This window comes from Kosakonia cowanii JCM 10956 = DSM 18146 (assembly GCF_001975225.1).
GTDB lineage: Bacteria > Pseudomonadota > Gammaproteobacteria > Enterobacterales > Enterobacteriaceae > Kosakonia > Kosakonia cowanii.
On the sequence record NZ_CP019445.1, the window covers coordinates 779,618 to 802,838 of the forward strand.

The following is a 23,221-nucleotide window of genomic DNA, read 5'->3' on the forward strand; positions in this document are numbered from 1 at the left end:
CCCCCTTCGCCATCAGTAATACTCCAGCACCGTCACTTGCCGATCCCGATAACGCTTCTGCTGACCAAACTGCACCGGCACATCGTTTAGCGTGAGCACCTCACCGTCTCCTTCGCCTTCAATCACGGCATAGCTGAGCAGCCGACGTTTATCTTCAGCCAGACTCTGCGCCTGAGACCAGGCAGCCTCTTCATCGGCGAATAGCCCCTGATAAATCAGCTCGCTCGGAGCGCAGTTTTTACGCCCCAGATAGAGATCCCATACCGGGTTTTGCAACGCGTCAGCCAGCGATTCCGCTTGCTGCTGAGGAAGCGCCAGAACCACCGCAAACGCGGCATCTTGCAGATAGTAGCGGCAGGTCATTTTGGCACCACCGCCAACAGCTTTTTTACCGTCAGCAGTCTTAGGAATGAGCAGGTTTTGCCAGGGATCGCTGTCATCGTAACCGCTGCCTACCATATGAAAATCGCACAGCGCAGGCTCGCGGAGCGAAGGCTGACCGTTAGTATCAGCACGGGCATAAGCGCGCACTTCCATACGCATAGCGTTCATCTGCGCCAGCCATTCGACTTCGGGGCCACCAGCCCCGCGGGCGCAGCAAAGCAGCCCCAGAATGCCGGAGCGTGTCGGGAAGGTAAGCGTGTCACGTACGCCAAACTTTGAGTCATGCCCCCAGGCTTGTAGCGGACCTTCCAGCCACAGGAGCAGAGAGTGGGTCAAGTTGCTCATGGTGAACGCCCTTACAGGTGGGAGTGCAGGTCGGCAATCAGGTGGTCGATGCTGTACTCCTCGTTATCCCCCCATTCATAATCACCCTGCTTGCCAAACAGCGAGCCGGAGAGCTTCTCTTTCTTGTTGAGCCAGGATTTCAGTTCCTCTTTGCTGGGGCGAAGATAACCCTCCCCTTTACTCCTTACGGCCTGTTCGAAAGAGGCCTGAATACGCTGGCCTTTACGTACCAGTACGCGCGCGTAATCCCACAGACACGCACCCGACTGCGTTGTCTGGCGGGCATCCGGCACGGCAACGTAGAGCGCCTTAACAAACGCCTCTACTGCGGTTTTCAAATCGGCACCTTCACCCAGCGTCTGTTCCAGTTGCCCTAAATCGAGGCTTACATAGCGATAATAGGTGGCAGAGTTATACTCCAGGCTGCCCATATGTGCCGAGCCACTCTCCTCTTCTGTTTTGCGGTCATCGACTGCGGTAAAAAACTCCACTTCATTGCTGACCTTATGCGTGGAGATCGCATGGGAAAAAGAGGCGGCGGCTTCGACATTCATATCAGGCGCTTTTGCGACCATGCGGCCGAACAGCGCGATATCCAGCGCATCAAGCGTCTTGTTGACGGCTTTCTTCGCGACTTTAACCAGCTCTTTGTCTTTTAATTTCTCAGCATCGAAGCCATGTTCCGCGGCATAGGCAGCAAAAGCTTTAGCCTCCGTTTCACTCAGAAATAGCAGCGTGTCGTCGGCGAAAAATGTTGCCATTGCCTTACCGCACGCCGTGGCTTGCTCTTCACTGGCCCCAAGCACCAGGCACTCTTTGCTGAGCATCTCAGCAATTTTTTTACTGCGAATGCCCAAACGAATCCCAAAGTCCGGCATTGCCAGGCGCACCTGGCGCTTCCAGCACTGGGAAGAGACTCTGGCGCGTGGTACGCCGCCGATAAGCGCCGATTTTGGTGCGCCGACGTCATCCCGGTTCAGGCAAGTGACAGGAAAGGATTGCAGGATATGGAACTCAATACGGGTGTTTTTGAATGCGTGAGTCATAAAAACGTCCTTAAACATAAAATAAAAATCAGGCAAACGGGTTGTCGATGATCGGTACGATTTGCAGCAGGCCGCAGCCAAACGCTCTTCCTTTACCGATACCGTTCTTAAAGCTGGTCTGAAACCGCTGCGGATCGGTCACGGTGAGCTGCCCCTGGATATACGCTTTACCAAGCGTCACCTCGCGGCCGGCCTTGTCCGGGAATTGCAGCACCTCAATGGCATCGACCTGCAGGGTTTGCGGATCGACGTCAAATCCCCAGCTTTGGGGTGCGCGCTGTAAAAACCACTGGGCGATATCGGCGCGGCCTTTTACCGCCACGCGTTTTCCGCTCTGCTTGTCCTTACGCACAGGATTGATCTGCACGTTAAAACGGTAACGTGGGTAGTTGAGAAACGACGTTGCAATCGGCTTACTGATCACCGTGCCGTACTGCCCCTCAACCCTCTCCACCGGCAAGCGGTTCGAAACAATCAGCACTTTGCGACCATGGCGATCACCGCCCTGATCCGCAAAGACGATACCGCTTGGGGTATCACGCTGCTTTTCAGCTTCGCTGCGGAGATCCGTAAAAAGGCTGTAGACGACCCGGTGCAGTGAATAGGGATCCGTCATCCTGAGCGCCTTCACCGCAGCGCGATCGAGGTGTAAAGCGCTGGCGAATAATTCACTCATCAGTCATCTCCGGGCTCATGTCATCGGCGCGACGATAAAAATCCTGTGCCCAGCGTGCGCGGATGCGATCCTGCCCGTTACCGGAAAACCACAGCAGTTGTTCCAGTAGCTGGCTGAAATTCGGCGTCACGCCGCGGCTGGTCATCAGCGCCAGTAATGGGCGTAAAATACGACTCGCTTCTGTCGTGCTGGTGCAGGCCAGCAGGCGACGCAAACGAGTTTTGGCCTGTTCTGACTGATTGCCCTCGTCATAACAAGCGGCGATCGCCGTGCCCAGCGCGAGTGTTCCATTGGCCTTAGGCTGGGCTCTCGCCAGCGCGGCACCGACGGCACACCACGGCAGACGCTGCCACTCTTTTTCAAGGTCGACGCCAAATTCGGCCAGCAGTTCCCAGCTTTGATACTCCGTGGCCGGGTTGTCGGCGCGTTTGAGCCGCGCAGCAAAGCCTTTATCTTTATTGATGCGTTCAATCACGTAGCTGACAAAGCGTTCGGCGCGGGAAAACGTCTGTGCCTTTTCTGCCATGGTGGTATTCGCGTGCTGATCCATACCGACTATCTCCTCAATCAGCGTGTAGGTATTTTGAAAAATGGGGACGGGTCTGCGCCCAGGCGTCCAGTTGCCGGGCGCTATCATTTGGGCACATCTGGTCGAAAACCTGACTGGCGTAAACAGCAAAGGTTTTACGCAGCTGTAGGCGTTGCGATTTGGCATCCTCTGTTGAATCACACGCATTGATTAGCGCCTGCGCCTGGCGTTCACAAAGCTGCCAGAAACGTTCGCTCGCTTTTTGCGCCTGAGCAGCGACAAAGGGCTGTGCTTTGCCTGAGCCGGATTTATCGATATCAGAGAGCTGGCGAAAGTAACGCGCCACCGCCCCCCAAAGCTGCTTCTGCACCGTATCAAGCTGTGCCATTTCGTGTTTGAGTTGCGCCAGGAAAACAGAGCCGAGTAGCGAGGTGGGCAGCCAGAACTCAGACTGTACATAATCATCAGTGCCGGAAGCATATTGCTCCCCGGCATTGCTGCTGACACGCAAGCCACCAGACCAGATCGCAAACTGTTCAACACTGCGCGATACCCGCTTTAGCGTTCGTTTCAGCTGTGGCGTGTCGAAACCACTCGTATTACCTTGCTCAATAAATTGCAGGATTGAGGTTAACTCCCTCCAGGGACGCTTGCCGGGGTTTACCCATAAGACGGCAGGTTTTTTTGGGGCGAAATCCACTGACACCGTGGGATCCGCTTTGCCCTCCAGGTAACCGGCGTGGGCGATACCGTCGCTATAGTGAAGCCCCGTATCGGCTAACAGGCAAAACTTACCTACCGGCACCAGCCGGCCCATCAGGGATGCCTTTAACGCTCTGGCGATCTCGTCATCTTCGCCGGAGGGCATCTGTTCCCACGGTGCTACACCCAGCGAGGGATACATCACAAGTTCAGCAATGTCCTCTCTGGTAAACAGGTTCAGCCAGATACTTTCAACTATCGCGTTGCCAAGCCAGAAGGAGTGCAACAATCCCATATGCCCAACCGCACTGCCCGCTTTACCGCTGGCGCTTTTTCCCTTCTCATTTTGCTTACCCATATAACCCGGCGTCAGTACCACGCCGTTATCAGTTTTCTTGCCGCTGAGGCCAAACGCCATCTGAATCACCAGCGTAACGGCTTTATCCGCATCTGTGGCGTATTGCTCTTGCTGGCTTTGCGTCAGCACCGTGGTGTTACCGGTGCTGATTTCCGGTGAAACCACGCCCAGCGTTTTCAGCACCGCCGCATGAATAGTGGGCATCTGCAAAAAGGGTTGCTCGCCATACAGATAAAAGCGGTCATGCCACTTATCCAGATAGCTAAGGCACTTATCTGCCATGCCTTGCCAGCCCATCTCGCGCCAGGCGTTATCATCTTCCGGCGTCGCGGCAGACTGCGCGATAGCCAGCAGCAGTTTAGTCAGCGCAATCTTTTGTATCGCGTTGCCACCCAGCTTGCGCAAATGAGGATCGATAAAAATCTGACGCAAACTGACCCGCCCGCAATCGGCAACCGGTATCCACGCCTCATCAATCAGGTTAAAACGGTTTTCCATTCTCTATTCCTTATTGGAAATGACCCGGAAGCCAAAATCATCGCGATATTCAAGCCGATGTTTATCGCCCGCAGGCCGCCCATCAAGGGTCAATAACTCTCCGGAAAGGCTGACGATCGCGACGCGCAGCAGCGCTTCGTCATTTTCCGGATGACCGAGATAAAAGACTTGGTGCAGGTGCAAATTCTCCAGGTCGTGCTTATGGCTTACAGGTGGGCAATTTGCCGGATTAACGCGCACCAGTTGCTGATGCAGTTTTACTGCCAGCTGACGCCAGCCCGCTTTGGTTAGCCGATGACGTCCATGGGGCAGAATCACTTCACTGCCATCCAGTAAACGAAGATGGGTTGCGCCATCTTTTACATACATGCTGCGCAGCAAGAGAAGATCGTGCGTGTCCCGATCGCTGTAGCGGGTTTCCGCTTTGTGCTCCGGCAAGGTCTTACCGCCTCTCGACAAGGTCAGTTTTGCCAGCGCCTGCTGCGCTTGCTCGCCCGTACGGAAACGACTGCCATTTTTTAACTCATGCAACAACGCCGCCCATTGCCCGGTTTCTTGTCGCTCGGCATAGGTCTGGTCAATGAGAGGGCGAATGCCAGAAGGCAGTTGAATTGATTGCAGGCTTTGCCAGGTTTCAAGGCTGCGGCACAGCACATACGGGGCGTAAACCATTGCGCTTGGACCAAATGCGCCGCGAGGATTAGCCAGCCCTTGTTCAGGCGCGGGAGCCAACAGCCAACACGCCTTGCTGGCACTGGAATGACGCGGTGTATCAGCATGCCGCCACAGGCGACCAAGGCGTTGCAGCAGCATATCCGTCGGCGCAAAGCGGCTGATGAGAAAATCGGCGTCGATATCCAGTGACTGCTCCAGCACCTGGGTACCGATCAGAATACGCCCACGCTCGGCGCGCTGTGACCATCCTGCGCGGCCATAAAGTGCAACCCAGCGATCCTCATGTTTGCCCCTGTCGTCAGGCGTAAAACGTGAGTGCAACAGGCCGGTTTCACACCCGTTCTGCGCTGCGCGGCTGGCAATATCCAGGTAACGTTGCTGCGCCTCCGCGACGGTATTTTCAATCCATAGTACCTGCTGCCCTTGGGCGGCCCGCTCAAGCGCCTCTTCCAGGGCACGCTCATCCTGGCGGCAAAAATGAAGCTCAACCGGCTGACCATCCTCTGCGGGCACGCTCACCTCCACTAACTTGCTGCTCTCAGCCAGAACCGGCGCGGCGGTGATCAACGGATAGGCGGCAGAGTGTGTGGTGTGTTGTAATAGGGCTTCGCGCCGGGTCTGGCTTAGCGTGGCGCTGAGGATAATCACCGTGCAGTCGATTTGACGCAAAAAGGCCACGAGTTCATTAAGCAGAGTTCCTGTGTAGAGATCGTAGCTGTGCACTTCATCGAGGATCACAACTTTGCCCGCCAACCCAAAGGCGCGCACAAAGCCGTGCTTCACGTTCATGACCGCCATCAGCGCCTGATCGATAGTGCCTACCGCAAAAGGCGCTAATAAACCACGCTTATTCTGGTTGAACCACGATCCTCCCGGCCGCCCCTCTTCACCTAACTCTGTATCCAGCAGCCAGGCACCTGAATGCAACAGCAGGCTCTGTTTTGGCGATTCCGCATGGATAATCTGTTTAAGAAAAGCGTTAAAGCGGTCATAGATCTTATTTGAGGTAAGCTGAGTCGGCAGCGCGAAATAGATACCGGTCGCTTTTTCCTGCGCCAGTAACTGATAAGCCGCAAAGAGTGCCGCTTCGGTTTTCCCCATCCCCATCTGCGCTTCAAGAATATAGACGCCGGGCCCGGTTACCTGCTCAATAAAGAGCGACTGCGGCTCGCGCGGTTGCATAGTGCGCTTGTCAGGATCAAATACCTCGGCAAAAGAGAGCCCTTTGCGAATATCTGGCGTAATAAACCCCGCATTGTTCAGCGCAGCCGTAAGAGTGGGTTGCCACTCATCATCGGGGTTTTCAAAAAATTCGCCGGAGCCGATCCAGTCAGCTACGGAGGTCAAGCCAGCCACAACCCGCGCCTGTGCGGCAGAATCAAACATTGGCCAGTCCGTCTGAAAATGTGCTTTCAGTGCCGCCACAAGCTTTTGGCGTTCATCAAACCACTGGGCGCCACCAAACAACGCGGCGTTCCCTCGCTTATCATCGACTGGCGGCGAAAAGCCATGATGCTGACCGAGAATTTCAGCGACAAATTTTGGAACGCCCAACTCTTCCGCAGTGGCCTGACTGACACCCGCATGACCGCCCCACTGTTTTTCCAGCTCGGGGTTAATGCCAGCGAGCGCGGGGATGGTTTTGTAATCGATGCCGCACGCCGCGAAAATCTTTGCTGCGAAGGTCGGGCTGACCTTGCCGATATCATGGCTTCCGGCGGCCATTTCACTGCCTCGCGGGAATAAATGATGGCGCATAGGTTCAGGAAAACGCGAAATCAAACAGCGTGCGAGTTCGCCGACTATCTGGCAGTGGCTCAGCACTGAACGCCCTTGCACAACCTTGCCATCACCAAGTGTACGGGTCTTCGCCGGGCACGCCTCGAAGCCGATTGCCGGCACTGATGTGCTATTTTGCGCGGCTATGTTTAGAAAGCGTCTCACTGTCATCGTCCTTATTTAAAGCGCCCGAAAACCTGATGGTGCTGGCGAGAGTGCATCGTCCCGCTTATCCTCACAACACTGTGTAAATCATCAGGTTAACTGAGGTTACCTGCTGGGCTTTGGTGCACCTGTCAGCTTTTGAAAAGCCACGCTTTGATGTCATCTCTGTTTACCAGTACCAGTTGCTGTGCTTCCGGCTTGCCATCGAGATATTTCGTGTTGACCTGCATTTCCCGCAATAAATAGTCGGCAAGTGCCGCACGTGTTGCGATGCACAGTTGGTTATTTTCCATCTGGTAATCATGGGCAAGGACATGTTGCTGGGCGGGACTTAACCGGGGATCGGCGGCCAGAACTAGCGTGACAGAGGTTTGCCAGGCTTCATCCTGATCAATCGAATAGGGAGAGGGGCCTTCTATTTCAGCTTCTTCCCTGAAACGACTCAGGACAAAATCCCTGAAGCCTTGCGATTTCTCACAATAGCCACGCACATGAAAGCGGCTCCCGGCTTTAACAATGGTGTGTGGGCTAATAATGCGCCCTTCGTTTTCGGGATGAGAAAGAGAGATGTAATTCACTTCTACGCGCAATTTTTGCTGAATCGCCTTAACCAGCATTGCGACTACCTGCCGAGAGACTCTCCTCTCGGGCACGTTGAGGCGGGTTGCACATGCATTCGGCAGTGTGTGCGGTAATACAAAGTGTCCACTCTCAAGCCAGGAGAGAAAATCATCTAACCCGCCCGAAAAATAGTGCGGTAGTTTCTTTTCGGCAAAGACATAGCAGGCCTTATCTAGCTTCAGTAAATGGTGAGGATGTAATTCTTGATACTGGATGAAATCTTTATAAGCCTGCTGACGGGTAATGCCGAATTGATTTTCGAGATCTTTATTGCGAACCTCTCCCTTCCAGAAAGCCAGCATTTCCAGAAAAGCCAGCCTCTTATAGGGTAGTTTGACGCTACTCATACACTCTCCATAGAATATGAACACGACACGCGGGATAACCACGCTGTACATTTTTCAAACTGGTAAAAATTATGGATGAAGGTGGAATTGCCCCTCGACCTGTTTATGCCAGCACAGTGCTATTTACTACATAACAATCTTAAAGGTACTCACTGTTTATTTCGTTGATAGATACGACCTCTTTAAAACCAGCAACGAAATAATAGATGAGGAAAGTGGCATATCTGACTCTCTACCCGCTCAATCCCTGATCCCAGACTGGAGCCCGCACCTAACGACACCTATACTGCGGGCTATCCCTTCTTAATCGCTGAACGCCTATGACGACGCAACTTCTCACCCGCGACTGGCGCCTGCCGGCGGCGCTTACGCTGCTGGCGGCAGGGCTGGTCGCCGCTTTCGCCCTGCACACGCACTGGGGCGTCTTTTTGCAGTGGTGCCTGGCGGCGCAAATCACCCTGCACCGCTATCTGGTGATGTATCTGCTGCAACTCAATAATCATCAGTACAGCGGCGGGCTGTGGCTGCTGACCGGGGCGTTCTTCTACGGCGTACTACACGCTATCGGGCCGGGGCACGGCAAATTTATTGTCGCCACCTATCTCAGCACCAATAAGGAGAGCGAGACCGCTGCGCGCATGGTTCCGCTACTCGGCAGCCTAATGCAGGGCGTCAGTGCAATCCTGTTTGTCTTTATTCTTGCGGTCGGGTTTAACCTCGCTTCGGGCGATCTCAGCGAAAGCCGCTGGTATGTCGAGAAGGTCAGCGCGGTGCTGATTGGCGGCTTCGGGGCCTATATCATCTGGCGCGCGGTGAAGAGCCTGCGACCGCGCGCGCTGCGCATCCGCTCCCTGACGCATGTTCACGACGCACAGTGCGGCTGCGCTCATCACGGCGTTGGCGTGTCGACGCAGGGCGACTGGAAAACCCGGCTGGGAGTGATTCTGGCGATTGGCGCGCGGCCCTGCAGCGGAGCCATTATGATTTTGCTCTTCTCGAATGCGCTCGGCATTGTCACGTGGGGAATGGCGGCGGTGATGACCATGGCCTTCGGCACAGCGCTCTCGATCATGGGGCTGTCGCTGGCGGTGCGTTATGCGCGTAACCGCACGGCAGCCTTGTTTGGCAGTGAGTCAGGTCGCTTACGCTGGCTGGTTCCGGGGCTTAAAATCGCGGGTGGCGTGGCGCTGATGCTCTTTGCGCTGGTGCTGTTTTTAACGGTGATCCCGGTGAGTGCCAACGGGGATTATATTGCGGCAGGGTGTTAAAAAAACCCGTAGGGCTAAGCCGTCCGGGTTTTATTTAGTTACTCGTCAATCTTCGGATGCTGCTGCACCAGGCGGGAGCGTTTCTCCTGCAGCTGGGCAATCTCTTCATCCAGATCTTCGATTTTCTGTTCGATGTTGTCGTGATGTTCTTGCAGAATTTCACGCGCTTCCTGCATATCCGACGCTGCCGGGGTTGCCCCTTTCAGCGGCAGGTTCGCCGTCTCTTTCATCGTCAGGCCGGTAATCAGGCCAACCACCGCGATCACCATCAGGTAGTACGCTGGCATCATCAGATTATTTGAGGTCTCCACCAGCCAGGCGGTCAGCGTTGGCGTCAGACCGGCAACCAGAATGGAGATGTTAAAGGCGCTGGCGAGCGCGCTGTAACGGATATGCGTCGGGAACATCGCTGGCAATGTGGAAGCCATTACGCCGGTGAAGCAGTTAAGGATCACCGCCAGCAGCAGCAGGCCAGCGAAAATCATCCCCATCACGCCGCTGTTGATCATGCTGAAGGCCGGAATGGCCAGCGCCAGCAGCGCGATACTACCAATCAGCACAAACGGACGGCGGCCGAAGCGGTCACTCAACAGACCCATCACCGGCTGCACAAACAGCATACCGATCATAATGGCGATGATAATCAGCACCCCATGATCTTCCGAGTAGTGCAGGTTATGCGACAGGTAGCTCGGCATATAGGTCAGCAGCATGTAGTAGGTGACGTTGGTGGAGATCACCAGACCAATACAGGTCAACAGGCTGCGCCAGTGTTTGCTGGCAATCTCTTTAAAGGAGACGCGCGGCCCTTCCTGCAGCCCTTCGCGGTCGCCCTGCTCGAGCTTATCGACATGCTGCTGGAACGCCGGGGTCTCTTCCAGCGCATGACGCAGGTAGAGGCCAATCAGGCCCAGCGGCAGTGCCAGGAAGAACGGAATACGCCAGCCCCAGTCGAGGAAGTTCTGCTCGCCAACAATCGTCGACAGCAACACCACCACGCCCGCGCCGAGGACAAACCCGGCGATAGAGCCGAAGTCCAGCCAGCTGCCCATAAAGCCACGTTTACGGTCCGGGGAGTATTCGGCCACGAAGATCGACGCGCCGGTGTACTCGCCGCCGACCGAGAAGCCCTGCGCCATCTTACATAACAGCAGCAGAATCGGTGCCCAGATACCGATCGACTCATACGAAGGTATAAGCCCGATAGCAAAGGTACTGACGGACATGATCACTATCGTGATCGCGAGGATTTTTTGCCGTCCATATTTATCCCCCAGCATGCCGAAGAAGAGGCCGCCAAGTGGACGAATCAGGAATGGAACGGAGAAGGTCCCGAGCGCGGCTATCATCTGCACGCTGGGATCTGCATCGGGGAAGAACACTTTGCCAAGTGCGTAGGCCACAAAGCCATAAACACCGAAATCGAACCACTCCATCGCGTTACCTAACGACGCGGCGGTGATGGCTTTACGCAGTTTCGCGTCGTCAATAATCGTGACGTCGCGTAGCGTTATCGGTTTGATTTTTTTCCTTTTTAACATCTCTGTTTTCCTCTTAAGACTCTCGCCCTGTATCGCCCGTTTACCCATCCGTGGCAGGCGTTTTTTATCGGCCTTACGGCCATTCTTTCAAGCGTAGCAGGTTTACTTACACTAACTGTTCAAAGCCTGTACAACCGAACCTGTTGACGCCTGTTGGGCAGTGATTGAGCGAATTACCCTATCAGGGTTTATAAATGTGATCAAATTCACATAGTTGTAACCGGTAATCATCAACCACCGTTTTTACCTCACTTTTTGCCTCATTTCAAAAAAGCGCGATCGGCTTTCGACCCACCTTTTTACAAGCCATTTACATCGAAAATAAATAAAGAAACATCGATAAATGTTTACGCGAATTATGTGATCGCCGTAACTAAAACACGGTTTCATTCTTATTGAATAGATATTCCAATCACCTCATGATAGCCCCACTAATAGCAGCGTTAAGGGCTAACTCATCGGTATTGATGAGTCTGTTCAGGCCGCTCTGCCGCCGCCCATCGTCAATGCGCTGGCTTCTGAATGCTTTAAATCTCTGAAACATCGAATGATTCATTTTTTAGCTTTCTCGTTCATCTGAATGACGAGTCGTGAGGATCGTGTATGAAAATTAAGGCCACCATTGAACGTATTCCTGGCGGGATGATGTTAGTTCCGCTCCTGTTAGGCGCCATTCTTAATACCCTGGCGCCCGATACCGGCGCCTATTTTGGCTCCTTCACTAAAGGCATGATTAGCGGAACGGTGCCTATCCTGGCGGTGTGGTTTTTCTGTATTGGCGCCTCGATTGATCTTCGCGCGACCGGCACGGTGCTGCGTAAATCGGGCACGCTGGTGCTGACAAAAATTGCCGTCGCCTGGCTGGTGGCGATGATTGCCGCTTCCTTTATTCCCGATACCGGCATTCAGACCGGCTTTTTCGCCGGGCTGTCGGTGCTGGCAATTGTCTCAGCGATGGATATGACCAACGGCGGGCTCTATGCCAGCCTGATGAATCAGTACGGCAGTAAAGAGGAGTCAGGGGCATTTGTGTTGATGTCGCTGGAGTCCGGCCCGCTGATGACCATGGTGATCCTCGGCTCCGCTGGCCTCGCCTCGTTTGAACCACACCACTTTGTCGGCGCGGTGCTGCCGTTCCTGATCGGCTTTGCCCTCGGTAACCTCGACCACGATCTGCGCGCCTTCTTCAGCAAAGCGACACCGGTGCTGATCCCCTTCTTCGGCTTCGCGCTGGGTAACACCATCAACCTGAAAGTGATTATGGAGACCGGTCTGCTGGGGATTTTCCTCGGCGTGGCGGTGATTATCATCACCGGTATTCCGCTGATTATGGCGGACCGACTGATTGGCGGCGGGAATGGTACCGCGGGCGTGGCGGCCTCTTCCGCAGCGGGTGCGGCGGTGGCTAACCCGGTGATCATCGCCCAGATTAACCCGGCCTTTGAACCGGTTGCCGCATCAGCAACCGCGCTGGTCGCCGCGAGCGTAATTGTGACCGCCATCCTGGTGCCGATTATTACCGCGCTCTACGCACGACGCTTCGGCAAGGTGCCGACGCCGGAAGAGATGGCGGCGCGAACCGAGTCGACGAGCCACTAAAGGTCGTCGAAAACCTCATCAACCATCGCCGTCGCCAGACGGGCTGCCGAGCAGAGCCTCGGCATCCCCAACGCGACGGGTTGCCAGCTCTGCGTCACCGACCAGCAAATCGGGTGGCGCTCTGCATCACACCAGTCCCCAAGCCAGCCCAGCAGATCTTTATACTCCATCACCCCTGGCGTGGATGGCGCAGCCAGCCATTGATGATAGAAGTGGCGCGTCCCCTGCGACGCATCAATGCCCTGCGCCAGAAACTCTGCCGCCATCACCCGCAGGTTATCTTTCAGCATCGTCGCTACATCCTCATTCGCCAGCCGGCAGGCATCGCCAAACGCCCCCCAGCGCAGCTCCTCCAGCGCGACGTAGCAGCGTCCGGCCATCGACCAGCCGTTGTAGCTTCCCGCGCGCCAGTGGGTAAAAACTTGTTCACTGTGATGACCGGCCTGCACCGCCAGCCCGCGCTGCGTCAGCGCTTTCTCCTTAAATGCCGCGCGCTGGCTAAAGTGCCCCAGCAACACGTCGTACTGCTGCTGCGCGCCGGGCGTGACGCTGCCGGGACGCCGCTCGGCGTGCTGCATCGCCTTCAGCCGCTGCGTAATGCGCGTCAGCGCCAGATAACCGGGATCGAGCATGCTCGCCAGCTTCTCTGCCAGCCCGAGCCGCAGAGCGTCGTTCTCCTCAAGCTTGCCGGAGATCGCCCACGGGCGCAGCTGCGTCTGGGTCATGATCTCCTGCGCCAGCCGCTCACGAAAAAGCTGCTGCTGTGGCGCGATCGTCGTCTGACGCGACGCATCGATGCCCTGTACCAGATCGACAATAAATTTCGGATGGATAGATTCCAGCACCCGGCCAGGGCCGTCGAGCAGTCGATTTTTCATGGTTGCTCCGCCGCGAAGAGCGTCTGGATATCGTCACGTAACAGCCGCGCATCCTCATGGATCCAGTGCGCCGTCCTGATGCAGTGCAGCAAATGGCGACGCAGCGCGCTGACCGAGGATTCATTCTGCTGGCGGATCGCCATGCTCCCGCGCAGGCTCTCCTGCAACCCGGAGAGACTCTGGGAGAACTCAGCAAAAAAGGTCGCCATGCCTGCGGTGACGGAGACATCAACCTGCGCGCTTAGCGCTTTGCGGATCTGCTCGCAGAAGTGCGCCACATGGGCGGTCAGCTTCTTATGCAACGTGCCGAGGTCAATCACATACCGGGTACGCGTCGCCACATAGTCGTCCCAGCCCCAGTTGGGGTTATTGAGCCAGCGCGAGACCGTTTCGCGCACACCGCCAATGCGGCTGGCCTGCGCGGCGCTGGTCTCTTCCGGCGCGATGACATTGTTAAACAGCGTGCGGGCATTGAAGTTGAGCGTGCTCGGCTGAAACGCGGGAAAAGAGATGCGGGCACGAAAACCGGCATGGCTCAGCTCCGCTTTGATGCGCGTTTCGATTGGGCGCATGGCGTCGTTCAGCGAGCGCGTCAGCGTGTTCTCCAGCTCATCAAAGCGCAGCGCCAGTTCACGGCTGATGCGCTCCTGCGCCGCCAGCAGGATCGTCTCGCAGGCGGAGCGCATTTTGCTCAGGGCGATCTGCGCCTGGCCTTCATCTTCCAGCACCAGTTGGCCGGGGCTTAAGCGCTCATCAAGGCGTAAATCGGCCTGGCTCTCGCTGGCCATCGCCATTAGCTGACCATCATGGAACCAGGCGTCGATCGCTTCGACAATTTCAAACTGCTGGCCGTTGATAAAGATCTCTGCCGCCGCGAGTGCCTCTTCCACTTCATGATCGACCTCATCACGAACCCGCGCCTGGCTGGTGCGCAGCAGGGTCATGTCCTCTTCCAGCCGGGCGATATTCTGCTCCAGCTGCTCATAGGCGACGGTCAACCCCTGATAGCGGAAATCGAGATACTCCCGCGCGCTCTGGGTATAGTTGAGGAGTTTATGCGAGGCGGATCGCAGCGCATAAAGGGAAGCGTTGGCATGGGCCGCGTGCAGCAAGTTGCGGATCGGCAGCTCAAACAGCGAATCCTGCCACAGCAGATCGGCGGCGTGACGAATATGTTCAGTATCATCCAGATCCGCCATGCGCCAGCGCCGACCAAGCGCCGCTTCGGCAAAGTCCTGCACCCAGGGCTGATCGTTTGGATCGGGCAAGCGCCCCTTTTTCTGCAACTCGTGACGGGCGCGGTTCGCCAGATAGCCCCACATTGAGGAGACCGGGTAGATCTGCGTCGGTGTGATATTGCCTTTCATTAAGGTGCCGGAGATAAGCGCACGAACCTGGTGCTCATCGTCGCTGTTGCGATCTTTTTGATCGAACTTATTCACCAGCGCGTAGAGCGGAACCGAGCGGCCAACGGCCGAGATCGCCTGGCGCACCTCTTCATCGGAGATCGATTTCAGCTGGGTATAATCCATCACCGCCAGCACCGCCGAGGCGCGCGCCAGCTGCTCGCTGAGCATCTTCTGTAAATGGGGCTGCCCGGCTTCGTTCGGCCCCGGCGTGTCGAGCAGGGTCAGTTGACCAAGGTTGCTCTCCAGCCCCGCCAGATGGACAAACTCCACTTCGATAACCGGAATATGTTCAATCGCCGCGTAGGCCGAGAAGGGAAAATCGACGCCCAGCGCTTTCGACAGGCGTACAAGATCGTTGAGGCTTTTCAGGCAGTGGAAGATCGGCTGCGCGCCGAGATAGTGCTTATCAAAGGCATCGCCCTGCGCAATGCGCGCCAGCAGCGAGTCCATATCGCGATCGATCTCGATCTTCTGCGCCAGCTTGTCGCGATCGTAATTGAACAGCCGCGTCTGCAACTGCTGCGCAAGCGCATCAATCGGGCCGACGTGAGAGAAGTGGAGCACGGGCTCTTTCTGGCCGGGCGTATGGCGGATCAGCGTCGGCAAGGCCGTCATCGGACGGTTGCGGTTCGGCAACACTTCCGTGCCGACAATCGCGTTGATGGTGGTTGATTTACCCGCTTTCATCGTGCCGACAATCGCCAGCACCATCTCCAGCCGGGTAATTTTGCGCAGTTCGTTCTGTAAGGTCGCCTCTTGCGCTTCAACGCCGCGGGCGCTGAAGTGCAGGGGCAACACATTTTTATTTTGCGCCGCGCCGCTGATATTTGTCTCATCAAGCTCCGCTGCCGGCATTTTTTTTAGAGCCAGCAGGTTGTGCAAAGAGAGTTGTAACAGCCGTTCTGCTTCCTGACTTAATTCAAATATTGTTTGTGTGTGCATGTCAAAAGTCTTTCCTTAACGCAAATTTTCTTTGTTTTATTTAGCCGTTGAGTTTTATTAGTGAAGTTTCGGCTTTTATAATTACGTGTAGAAAATATCTTCGAAAAGATAAACACCTGATGGCATTCGGGAAAATAAAAACTTTCCCGTAAAAAGGGACAGCAATAGTACTCTGGTCTTTAAAAACCAAAGGGTTAGAGCTTAGCGCATTTTTATGAATAGCCAGGATATATCATCATAGATTTACCCACCCGATCTGAGAGGTAATTATTCGCCGGGAATGGCGCATTTAACAGGTGTGACAGCCTGGTTACAAATAACACCGGTTGCTAACTGTCACCATATCTGAATTAGTAAATGCTGGCAATTTCAACCGGCAAATATTCTAATTATCACACATAAGTACATTCTCAATGATGTGATGAGATAAGCATCGCTTAAGCGAATGACAGGTGGTGTCGCGGGGGTTGTTTTTTTATCTCCGGGATTAAAGAAATAATAACAACGGCAATTGTACGGTTTTGCTGTATAATCGCGCGCTTTCAGGCACTGCGCCTTTTGTGCCGGTAAACATCCGGCTCTCTCTGCTCTTGTTTGAGGTAACCCCTATGCAACTTCCCCACTGCCCAAAATGTAATTCCGAATACACCTATGAAGATAATGGCATGTTCGTTTGCCCGGAATGCGCCCACGAGTGGAACGATGCCGAACCCGCGTCGGTGAGCGATGAATTAATCGTCAAAGACGCAAATGGTAATCTGTTAGCCGACGGCGATAGCGTGACCGTAATTAAAGACTTGAAAGTAAAAGGCAGTTCTTCAATGTTGAAGATCGGCACCAAAGTGAAGAATATTCGCCTGGTGGAAGGCGACCATAATATCGATTGTAAAATCGATGGCTTCGGGCCAATGAAACTGAAATCAGAATTCGTTAAAAAGAATTGATGATTCGCCGGCGGAGTTTACCGCCGGTACACCACCGAAACAGGGAGCCGATCGCGGCTCCTTTTTCTTTTTTCATCCTGGCGCAATCAATACATAACCCAATTGCAACATTCCCCCGGCACTCTGGAGGCACATTAACTGAGTCTGCGGGGGAATGATGACTATCCACTTATCCAGACATCCGACCAGCTTCCCAACACGTTACCAGGAGATCGCCGCCAAACTGGAGCAGGAGCTGCGTACCCACTATCACTGTGGTGACTGGCTGCCCGCCGAACAGCAGCTGGCCGCGCGCTTTCAGGTCAACCGCCACACTCTGCGCCGCGCCATCGATCAGCTGGTCGAAAAGGGCTGGGTGCAGCGCCGCCAGGGCGTTGGCGTGTTGGTGTTGATGCGTCCGTTCGACTACCCGCTCAATGCGCAGGCGCGTTTTAGCCAGAACCTGCTCGATCAGGGGAGCCATCCCACCAGCGAACGCCTGCTGGCGGTATTGCGCCCGGCATCCGGCCATGTCGCCGATGCGCTCGGCATTACCGAAGGCGATAACGTCATTCATCTGCGCACCCGCCGCCGGGTGAACGGTGTCGCGCTTTGTCTTATCGATCACTACTTTGCCGACCGCCAGCTCTGGCCGCTGCTGCAAGCGTTTGACAGCGGGTCGCTGCATGACTTTCTGCGCGAGCGCGCCGGTCTTGAGCTGAAGCGCACGCAAACGCGCATCAGCGCCCGCCGTGCACAGGTGAAAGAGAGCCGCTGGCTGGAGATCCCCACTATGGCGCCGCTGCTCTGCGTGCGCACCCTTAACCACCGTGACGGTGAGATCAACGCAACGGAGTACTCCGTCAGCCTGAATCGCGCCGACATGATCGAATTTACTATGGAGCACTGAATGCAGGTTGATACCCCTACGCGCCACACCGGCCGGGTCGAGGCCTCTGTTCCGGTGCGCGGAGAGAATGCATGACACTACAACCCGCCTTCGCGTCAGCGGTTCACGACGCTCAGCACGCCTTTCGTCGCCTGTTAAAAGCAATGAGCGAGCCGGGGGTAATTGTCGCCCTGCCGCAGCTGAAACATAGCTGGCCGCCGCTCAACGCGGCCACCACCAGCGTTCTGTTGACACTGGCAAACAGCGACACGCCGCTGTGGATCGCAAACGCGCTGGATAACGATCTGCTGCGCCAGAACCTGCGCTTTCACACCCAGGCGCCACTGCTGGATACGCCGCATCAGGCGCTCTTTGCCATTGCCGACAGCACCCTTAACCATCAACAGCTCAGCGCCCTGCCCGTGGGCCAACCGTTAAACGCAGAGAGCAGCGCGACGCTGATTTTACAACTGCCCGCGCTCAGCGGCGGGCGGATGCTGCGTCTCACCGGCCCCGGCATTCAGGAGGAGCGAATGATCGCCCCGCTGCTGCCGGAGTGCATCACCGATGAGTTAACCGACCGCCCGCACTCGTTTCCGAGCGGAATCGATGTGATCCTCACCTGCGGCGAACGCATGTTGGCAATCCCAAGAACCATCCTGGTGGAAGTGTGTTGATGGGGTAAGAATGGCCTTAAACCTGGTGTGAGACGCTACGCGACTTATCCTAACGCATATCAGATATGCCCCTGATCAAGGGATGATGAAAAACCCGCTGCCGACGGGGCCTGAAGCAGGTTATGATGGCCCGCGGATTGTGCTGGATTAGACTGACCATTGTGGCTATATTGCGTCCCGCAACGCCCGGTGCGATCGGGGCGGAAAGCAGCCAGTATGTGGTCGTTTGTAGGATGAAGCGGACAGACTCGCACCAGAGGGTTGCCAGAAAATAACGCAACCGGGTCTTAATACCCGCGTATGACACGACGTAGTGCGCTCAGCGCGGCTTGATGAGTATCGACTTGCATGAATGTGCTTTTTATTTGTAGCCGGAACCAATGGCGCAGCCCCACCGCTGAGCAGCTGTTTCGCCGCTATCCTGGGCTCAATGCCCGCTCCGCCGGTATGCAACGCCAGGCAAAAAAAACCGTTTCGCCCGCTATTCTCTCCTGGGCAGATGTTATCTGCGTCATGGAAGAGGAGCACAAAGAGCGCCTGCTGACCGACTATACCCGTCTGGTGCAGCATAAACCGCTGCATGTGCTCAATATCCCGAATCACTACGCCTTTATGGACCCGCAGCTGGTCGCCATGCTGGAAGATATTGTTCCCGAACGGCTAGGGCTGCGCGTCCCTGCCTAAGCGCTAAAAATTACCCCGCCGGGTGGAGAAACTGCACACGCGGCGCGGGTGAGATGAGCGGCGCGTGCTTATTCACATACTCCGTTAGCAACTCCGCCATCGGCACATCGTAACGATCGCGGATGGCGATGTCGCGAATGCCAAAATCGCTCACCTGCTCATTACACGCCACGCGATAGATTTTATCCCGCGCCAGCGGCTGACCGTTGACCTCAATCGAGGTCATGCGATCCCCGGCGGGCCGGGTGAAATCGACGCTGAAACGCAGGCCGCTGACGTGGGCATACGCCCCGGAAATAATGTTCTGCTGCGCATAGTTGTGCTCAATGAACGCTTTGATCTGCTCGCCGCTCATCTCCCGCGTCACCAGCGGCAGGCGAAACGGCAGCGCATTCAGCACGTCGCCATAGGTCACGGGCCCCGCCGGAATGCTGTCGCGCAGAAATGCGCCGACGGTAAAGGCGATATCGGCGTTGGCATACTCCCGCTCGGCATCTGCCAGCAGGCTGCCGAGGTTGGTCTGCCCGGAGCGCACCCGCTCACGCTGGCCGTTGAGGGTAAAGGGGAGCGCCATCACCACGTTATTAAGCACCTCCGCGCTCGCAGCCCGCGCTTGCTCGATACAGGATTCGGTTTCGCTATCCGCTTTCAGCGCCGTTAAGCTCGCCACATCCAGCAGCTTTTCACTCCACGCGACGATCTTTTTATCTTTAATGCTTAAGGTGAGATGACCGAGATAGTCGCCATACTGCCCGGCGTTAACCATCACCGTTCTGCCCATCTGCTCACCGGACTGCACGGCAATATGGTCGTGACCATCCACCAGCACATCGATCTCCGGCACCGCTTCCACCAGCTTCGTGATATTCACCGCCGGATCGGTTTTCCCGAGATGCGCCAGCACAATGATCAGATCGCTCTTCCTCTTCACCTGCGCTACCGTGTTGCGCACCGCCTGAATCGGATCGCTAACGGAAAACCCGGCCAGTTTGCTGTCGGTGGTTGCCACCATCGCATTGAGCGGCGACACGCCGATAATGGCGATATTCAGCCCCGCCACCTTTTTCATCACATAGGGGCGAAAGGCGAGCTTGTCATGATGGTAAATATTGGCAGAGACAAACGGGAAGCGGGCTTTATCCCGCAGCGAGAGCAGCTCCGGGCCGCCGAAAATAAAATCCGCATTGCCGGGCGTAAAGGCGTCGTAACCCATGGTGTTCATGGCGCGCACGTTGCTTTCCCCCTGCGTCAGATCGGTCACCGGCATGCCGCTTACCGCATCGCCAACGTCCACAAACAGCACGTTGGCGTCCTGCTCGCGCAGATTTTTCACATAGGCGCTCATTTTGCCGTAGCCGATACCCGATTCGCTCATCCCGCGCCCGTGCGTATCCCCGGTGTGAATAAGCGTCACTTTTGCCTCTTGCGCCTGCGGTGCGCTGATACTCATCAGCAGCAGAAACGCGATAACCCCTTTTTTCATTGTTACGTCCTTTTCCTTTTTTATGACCGACAAAAACAAAAAAACCTGAAACGCAGCGCAGAGGTTAATCACCAGTGCGTGGGTTTCAGGTTTAGCCGTGAGGGAGTCACTATCCTTACGGCGGATAATCTAGCGGGCGACAGGCGTCCCGGCAAGCCAGCTTTTTATCACCCTGTGAGCGCCGTCACCTCACACCGCGATGCGTTGCAGCGCCTGCGCCAGCTGCGCGCGGGTGAAGGGCTTGCGTAACAGTTCGACCTCCGGCAGCGCCGGGTTGTGGGCAGGGCGCAGATCCTGGCCGCTGATCAGCAGCATCGGCAAGTTTGGCGCGTGCTGGCGAGCGGCGGCGATCACCTCCGCACCGCTTAAACGCCCCGGCAGCATTAAGTCGCTGATCAGTGCGCCAATCTCGGTGGAAGCCGCAAGCATCTGTAGCGCCGCATCGCCGTTTTCCGCCTCCAGCGTCAGGTAGCCCAGCTCGTGAAGCTGCTCGCACAGGGTCTGGCGCACGTCGGCTTCATCCTCCAGCACCAGAATCAGCGTATCGCTGTGCACATGGCGCGCATCGCTGGTCGGTTCAGCGCTGCTCACCGCCGGAAGAGTGGCGCGCGGCAGTTGTAAACGCACTGTGGTGCCCTGCCCTGGGGCGCTTTCGATCTCCACGCGCCCGCCGGACTGGCGCACAAAGCCGTAAACCATTGATAAGCCCAGCCCGCTGCCGCTGCCGGTCTGTTTGGTGGTGAAGAAGGGTTCAAACACCCGCGCTTTGACCTCCTGGGACATACCGCAGCCGCTGTCGATCACCTCCAGCGCCACCATATCCTGCCTGCGTCCGTCGGTGCGGGTGACGCGCTGGTTCCAGGTGCGCACTTTGATCACGCCCGTTTGCCCCTCCATCGCATCGCGGGCGTTCATCACCAGGTTGATGATGGCGTTCTCCAGTTGCCCGACGTCGATCCACGCTGGCCAGGCGGCGTGCTGCGCTTCAATCTCAAGGGCCAACGTTGAGGGGAGCGAGTGGCGCAGCAGCTCCTCGAGATTCTCCAGCAGCGCCTGCATCTCTACCGCGTGCGGGTGGAGCGACTGCTTGCGTGAGAAGGCCAGCAGCCGCTGGGTGAGCAGCGCCCCGCGCTCGGCGGCTTTCAGCGCGCGTGAGATGCGCGCTGCGTCCGGCGAGTCGGTTGAGGCCAGCTCCAGGCTGCCAATAATCACCGCCAGCAGGTTATTAAAATCATGCGCCAGCCCGCCGGTAAGCTGGCCGACCGCTTTCATCTTCTGGCTGTGCAGCAGCGCCTCCTCCAGCCCTTTGCGCTCGGTACGATCCAGCACCACGTTAACCATGCCGCGCCCCGGCACCGGGCTGAAGCGCAACTCAATGGTGCGGTTATCCGCCAGCCGCAGCTCCTGGGTTAACGGCAGCGGGCGCGCCAGATTCTCCTGCACATGGCCGGGAAGATCGCTCACCTGGCGCAGCAGGCTGTGGTAGTGCTGACCGCGCCGCAGCGGCTCCTCGCCCAGGCCCAACAGCAGCGGGTATTGCGGGTTCCACACTACCAGGCAGCCCTGGTTATCAAACAGCGCAAAGCCGTCGCGCATGGCATGAAAGGTGGTCTCCAACTGCGTGCTTTTCTCTTTCAAAAGCGTGGAGGTGTGCTCCAACGAAGCGGTGTTGCGGGCAAAGACGTTAAAGGCGCGCGCCAGCTCGCCTAATTCGTCGCGCCGTTGCAGCGCAGGCACCGAAACATTGGATTCCCCGCGCGCCAGCCGCGACATGGCGCGTGAAATGGCGGTCAGGTTCGATCCCAGATTGCGGTAGATATACCAACCGGCGCAGGCGGTGATCGCCAGCGCCAGCAGCGCGAACAGGCTGATAAAGATGCTGATGGAGCGCATCTCCTGGTGGCTCTGGGCGGTGCGCTGTTCAGAGGCCTGCGCCACTTCCGCCACATACTGGTTGATATCGTTATTAAGCAGCGCGCCCAGCGCTTTGATATGAAACATCGACCAGGTGATCGCCAGATCGCTCTCCTCCAGCTGGCCCGCGAGCGGCATCAGCTTGTTAAGCTCGGCCTGAAAATCGGGCAGGATAAAATCGAGCAGCGGATCGCCCGCCCGCGTTGGGAGCTGGCCGACAATCTCTGCCAGCTGCGCCAGCGTGGCGCGCGGTGATGGCGTCTGAATGGCAGCGAGAAGCAATCTGTCCATCTCACTGAGCAGGCGCGGATCGGGGGTGTTCAGCCCGTCGCGCGCGGCGATGGTCTGCAAATGGCGTAAATAACTCTGATTCTGGTAGAGGGAGCTGAGCAGCGCGTTGCGCTCAAGGTGGCGGCGCTGCCCGCGTTGCAGCATCTCCGTGACGCTCTGCTGTAACGCCTGGCTGCGGCGGGTGATCTGCGCCACCAGCTGCGGTTCGAGCCGCGCCAGCGGCGCGTTTGCCAGCTGTGTGAGCGAGCGTTGCAAGGCGCTTTGCGTTGCTTTCAGCCGCTCCGCTTCCCCTTTATATTCCTGCGCGCCAACCACCTGCGAAAGCCGCACCGCAGCAGTGGCGACGCTGGCGGTATCGCGCGCGAGGTTCATGCTGGCGGTCATATCATCCAGCGTCTGCTGCTGCACCTGCTCCTGCAACTGGCTGGCATGGCGAAAGCCGAGCACCGCCACGGCGCAGACCATTAACGTCACCGCCACCACCAGCACATTGAAAAAGAGCAGTCGCCCGCGGGCGCTGGTGAAAAAGGGGTTGGCGCGATACGGCATAGCGGCTCCGGAAGAGGTCACAACAGTGGCGTGGCGCCACTATGACAAA

Annotated in this window: 18 protein-coding genes and 1 pseudogene; 7 read left to right on the plus strand and 12 right to left on the minus strand. The window is 56.7% G+C overall.

Annotated features, from left to right (window positions below; genetic code table 11):
• Window positions 1-12: 12 nt before the first annotated feature.
• The 7 genes from cas5e to BWI95_RS03675 all read right to left on the minus strand — a co-directional run bounded on the left by cas5e (window position 13) and on the right by BWI95_RS03675 (window position 8,125).
• Window positions 13-729 (minus strand): type I-E CRISPR-associated protein Cas5/CasD, encoded by a 717-nt coding sequence (gene cas5e / locus BWI95_RS03645; protein WP_054803062.1) that lies wholly within the window; start codon window positions 727-729, stop codon window positions 13-15.
• 11 nt (window positions 730-740) lie between these two features.
• Window positions 741-1,775 carry a type I-E CRISPR-associated protein Cas7/Cse4/CasC gene (cas7e, locus tag BWI95_RS03650; RefSeq protein ID WP_076769020.1) on the minus strand — a complete coding sequence of 345 codons (1,035 nt, stop codon included), beginning with the start codon at window positions 1,773-1,775 and terminating at the stop codon, window positions 741-743.
• 28 nt (window positions 1,776-1,803) lie between these two features.
• Entirely contained in the window at window positions 1,804-2,451 is a 648-nt protein-coding gene (gene cas6e, locus BWI95_RS03655; protein ID WP_054803063.1) for a type I-E CRISPR-associated protein Cas6/Cse3/CasE, read from the minus strand.
• The gene (gene casB / locus BWI95_RS03660) at window positions 2,444-3,001 is read right to left on the minus strand and encodes a type I-E CRISPR-associated protein Cse2/CasB (RefSeq protein WP_208864603.1); all 558 of its coding nucleotides are present in this window, start codon (window positions 2,999-3,001) and stop codon (window positions 2,444-2,446) included. Before casB ends, cas6e begins: the two co-directional genes overlap by 8 nt.
• A 13-nt stretch (window positions 3,002-3,014) precedes the next feature.
• Window positions 3,015-4,538: a type I-E CRISPR-associated protein Cse1/CasA gene (gene casA, locus BWI95_RS03665; RefSeq protein ID WP_076769021.1), complete on the minus strand. Its 1,524-nt coding sequence runs from the start codon at window positions 4,536-4,538 to the stop codon at window positions 3,015-3,017.
• A 3-nt stretch (window positions 4,539-4,541) separates the two neighbouring features.
• A complete protein-coding gene (locus BWI95_RS03670; RefSeq protein WP_076769022.1) occupies window positions 4,542-7,163 on the minus strand; it encodes a CRISPR-associated helicase/endonuclease Cas3 in 2,622 nt (873 codons plus the stop codon).
• A 125-nt stretch (window positions 7,164-7,288) separates the two neighbouring features.
• Entirely contained in the window at window positions 7,289-8,125 is an 837-nt protein-coding gene (locus tag BWI95_RS03675; RefSeq protein ID WP_083699316.1) for a WYL domain-containing protein, read from the minus strand.
• A gap of 320 nt (window positions 8,126-8,445) precedes the next feature.
• Between BWI95_RS03675 and BWI95_RS03680 the strand changes: the two genes are divergently transcribed.
• Window positions 8,446-9,393, plus strand: coding sequence for a nickel/cobalt transporter (locus BWI95_RS03680; protein WP_076769023.1), 948 nt, complete (start codon window positions 8,446-8,448; stop codon window positions 9,391-9,393).
• A gap of 38 nt (window positions 9,394-9,431) precedes the next feature.
• Here the strand turns inward: BWI95_RS03680 and proP are convergent, their stop codons facing one another.
• Window positions 9,432-10,934: a glycine betaine/L-proline transporter ProP gene (gene proP / locus BWI95_RS03685; protein ID WP_076769024.1), complete on the minus strand. Its 1,503-nt coding sequence runs from the start codon at window positions 10,932-10,934 to the stop codon at window positions 9,432-9,434.
• 603 nt (window positions 10,935-11,537) lie between these two features.
• Between proP and kdgT the strand changes: the two genes are divergently transcribed.
• Window positions 11,538-12,533, plus strand: coding sequence for a 2-keto-3-deoxygluconate transporter (kdgT, locus tag BWI95_RS03690; RefSeq protein WP_042712731.1), 996 nt, complete (start codon window positions 11,538-11,540; stop codon window positions 12,531-12,533).
• Here kdgT and BWI95_RS03695 read toward each other — a convergent pair.
• Both BWI95_RS03695 and crfC read right to left on the minus strand, forming a co-directional pair.
• The gene (locus BWI95_RS03695; protein WP_054803064.1) at window positions 12,530-13,411 is read right to left on the minus strand and encodes a diguanylate cyclase regulator RdcB family protein; all 882 of its coding nucleotides are present in this window, start codon (window positions 13,409-13,411) and stop codon (window positions 12,530-12,532) included. The two genes, kdgT and BWI95_RS03695, sit on opposite strands and share 4 nt — an antisense overlap.
• Window positions 13,408-15,762 (minus strand): clamp-binding protein CrfC, encoded by a 2,355-nt coding sequence (gene crfC, locus BWI95_RS03700; protein WP_076769025.1) that lies wholly within the window; start codon window positions 15,760-15,762, stop codon window positions 13,408-13,410. Before crfC ends, BWI95_RS03695 begins: the two co-directional genes overlap by 4 nt.
• A 608-nt stretch (window positions 15,763-16,370) precedes the next feature.
• Between crfC and BWI95_RS03705 the strand changes: the two genes are divergently transcribed.
• From BWI95_RS03705 to BWI95_RS03720, 5 genes and pseudogenes are all read left to right on the plus strand, one after another.
• Window positions 16,371-16,706, plus strand: a complete 336-nt coding sequence (locus tag BWI95_RS03705) for a zinc ribbon domain-containing protein YjdM (protein ID WP_023478448.1) — start codon at window positions 16,371-16,373, stop codon at window positions 16,704-16,706.
• Between the two features lie 163 nt (window positions 16,707-16,869).
• Window positions 16,870-17,595 (plus strand): phosphonate metabolism transcriptional regulator PhnF, encoded by a 726-nt coding sequence (gene phnF, locus BWI95_RS03710; RefSeq protein WP_054803084.1) that lies wholly within the window; start codon window positions 16,870-16,872, stop codon window positions 17,593-17,595.
• Between the two features lie 71 nt (window positions 17,596-17,666).
• Window positions 17,667-18,251 carry a phosphonate C-P lyase system protein PhnH gene (gene phnH / locus BWI95_RS03715; protein ID WP_076769026.1) on the plus strand — a complete coding sequence of 195 codons (585 nt, stop codon included), beginning with the start codon at window positions 17,667-17,669 and terminating at the stop codon, window positions 18,249-18,251.
• Window positions 18,252-18,291: 40 nt separating this feature from the next.
• Window positions 18,292-18,402: pseudogene (gene phnP, locus BWI95_RS23990) on the plus strand (phosphonate metabolism protein PhnP); the annotation flags it as partial.
• A 197-nt stretch (window positions 18,403-18,599) separates the two neighbouring features.
• Window positions 18,600-18,935 carry a low molecular weight protein tyrosine phosphatase family protein gene (locus BWI95_RS03720; RefSeq protein ID WP_023478546.1) on the plus strand — a complete coding sequence of 112 codons (336 nt, stop codon included), beginning with the start codon at window positions 18,600-18,602 and terminating at the stop codon, window positions 18,933-18,935.
• A gap of 10 nt (window positions 18,936-18,945) precedes the next feature.
• Here the strand turns inward: BWI95_RS03720 and BWI95_RS03725 are convergent, their stop codons facing one another.
• Window positions 18,946-20,418, minus strand: a complete 1,473-nt coding sequence (locus BWI95_RS03725) for a bifunctional metallophosphatase/5'-nucleotidase (RefSeq protein ID WP_076769027.1) — start codon at window positions 20,416-20,418, stop codon at window positions 18,946-18,948.
• Between the two features lie 189 nt (window positions 20,419-20,607).
• Window positions 20,608-23,172 (minus strand): ATP-binding protein, encoded by a 2,565-nt coding sequence (locus tag BWI95_RS03730; protein WP_054803066.1) that lies wholly within the window; start codon window positions 23,170-23,172, stop codon window positions 20,608-20,610.
• Window positions 23,173-23,221 lie beyond the last annotated feature (49 nt).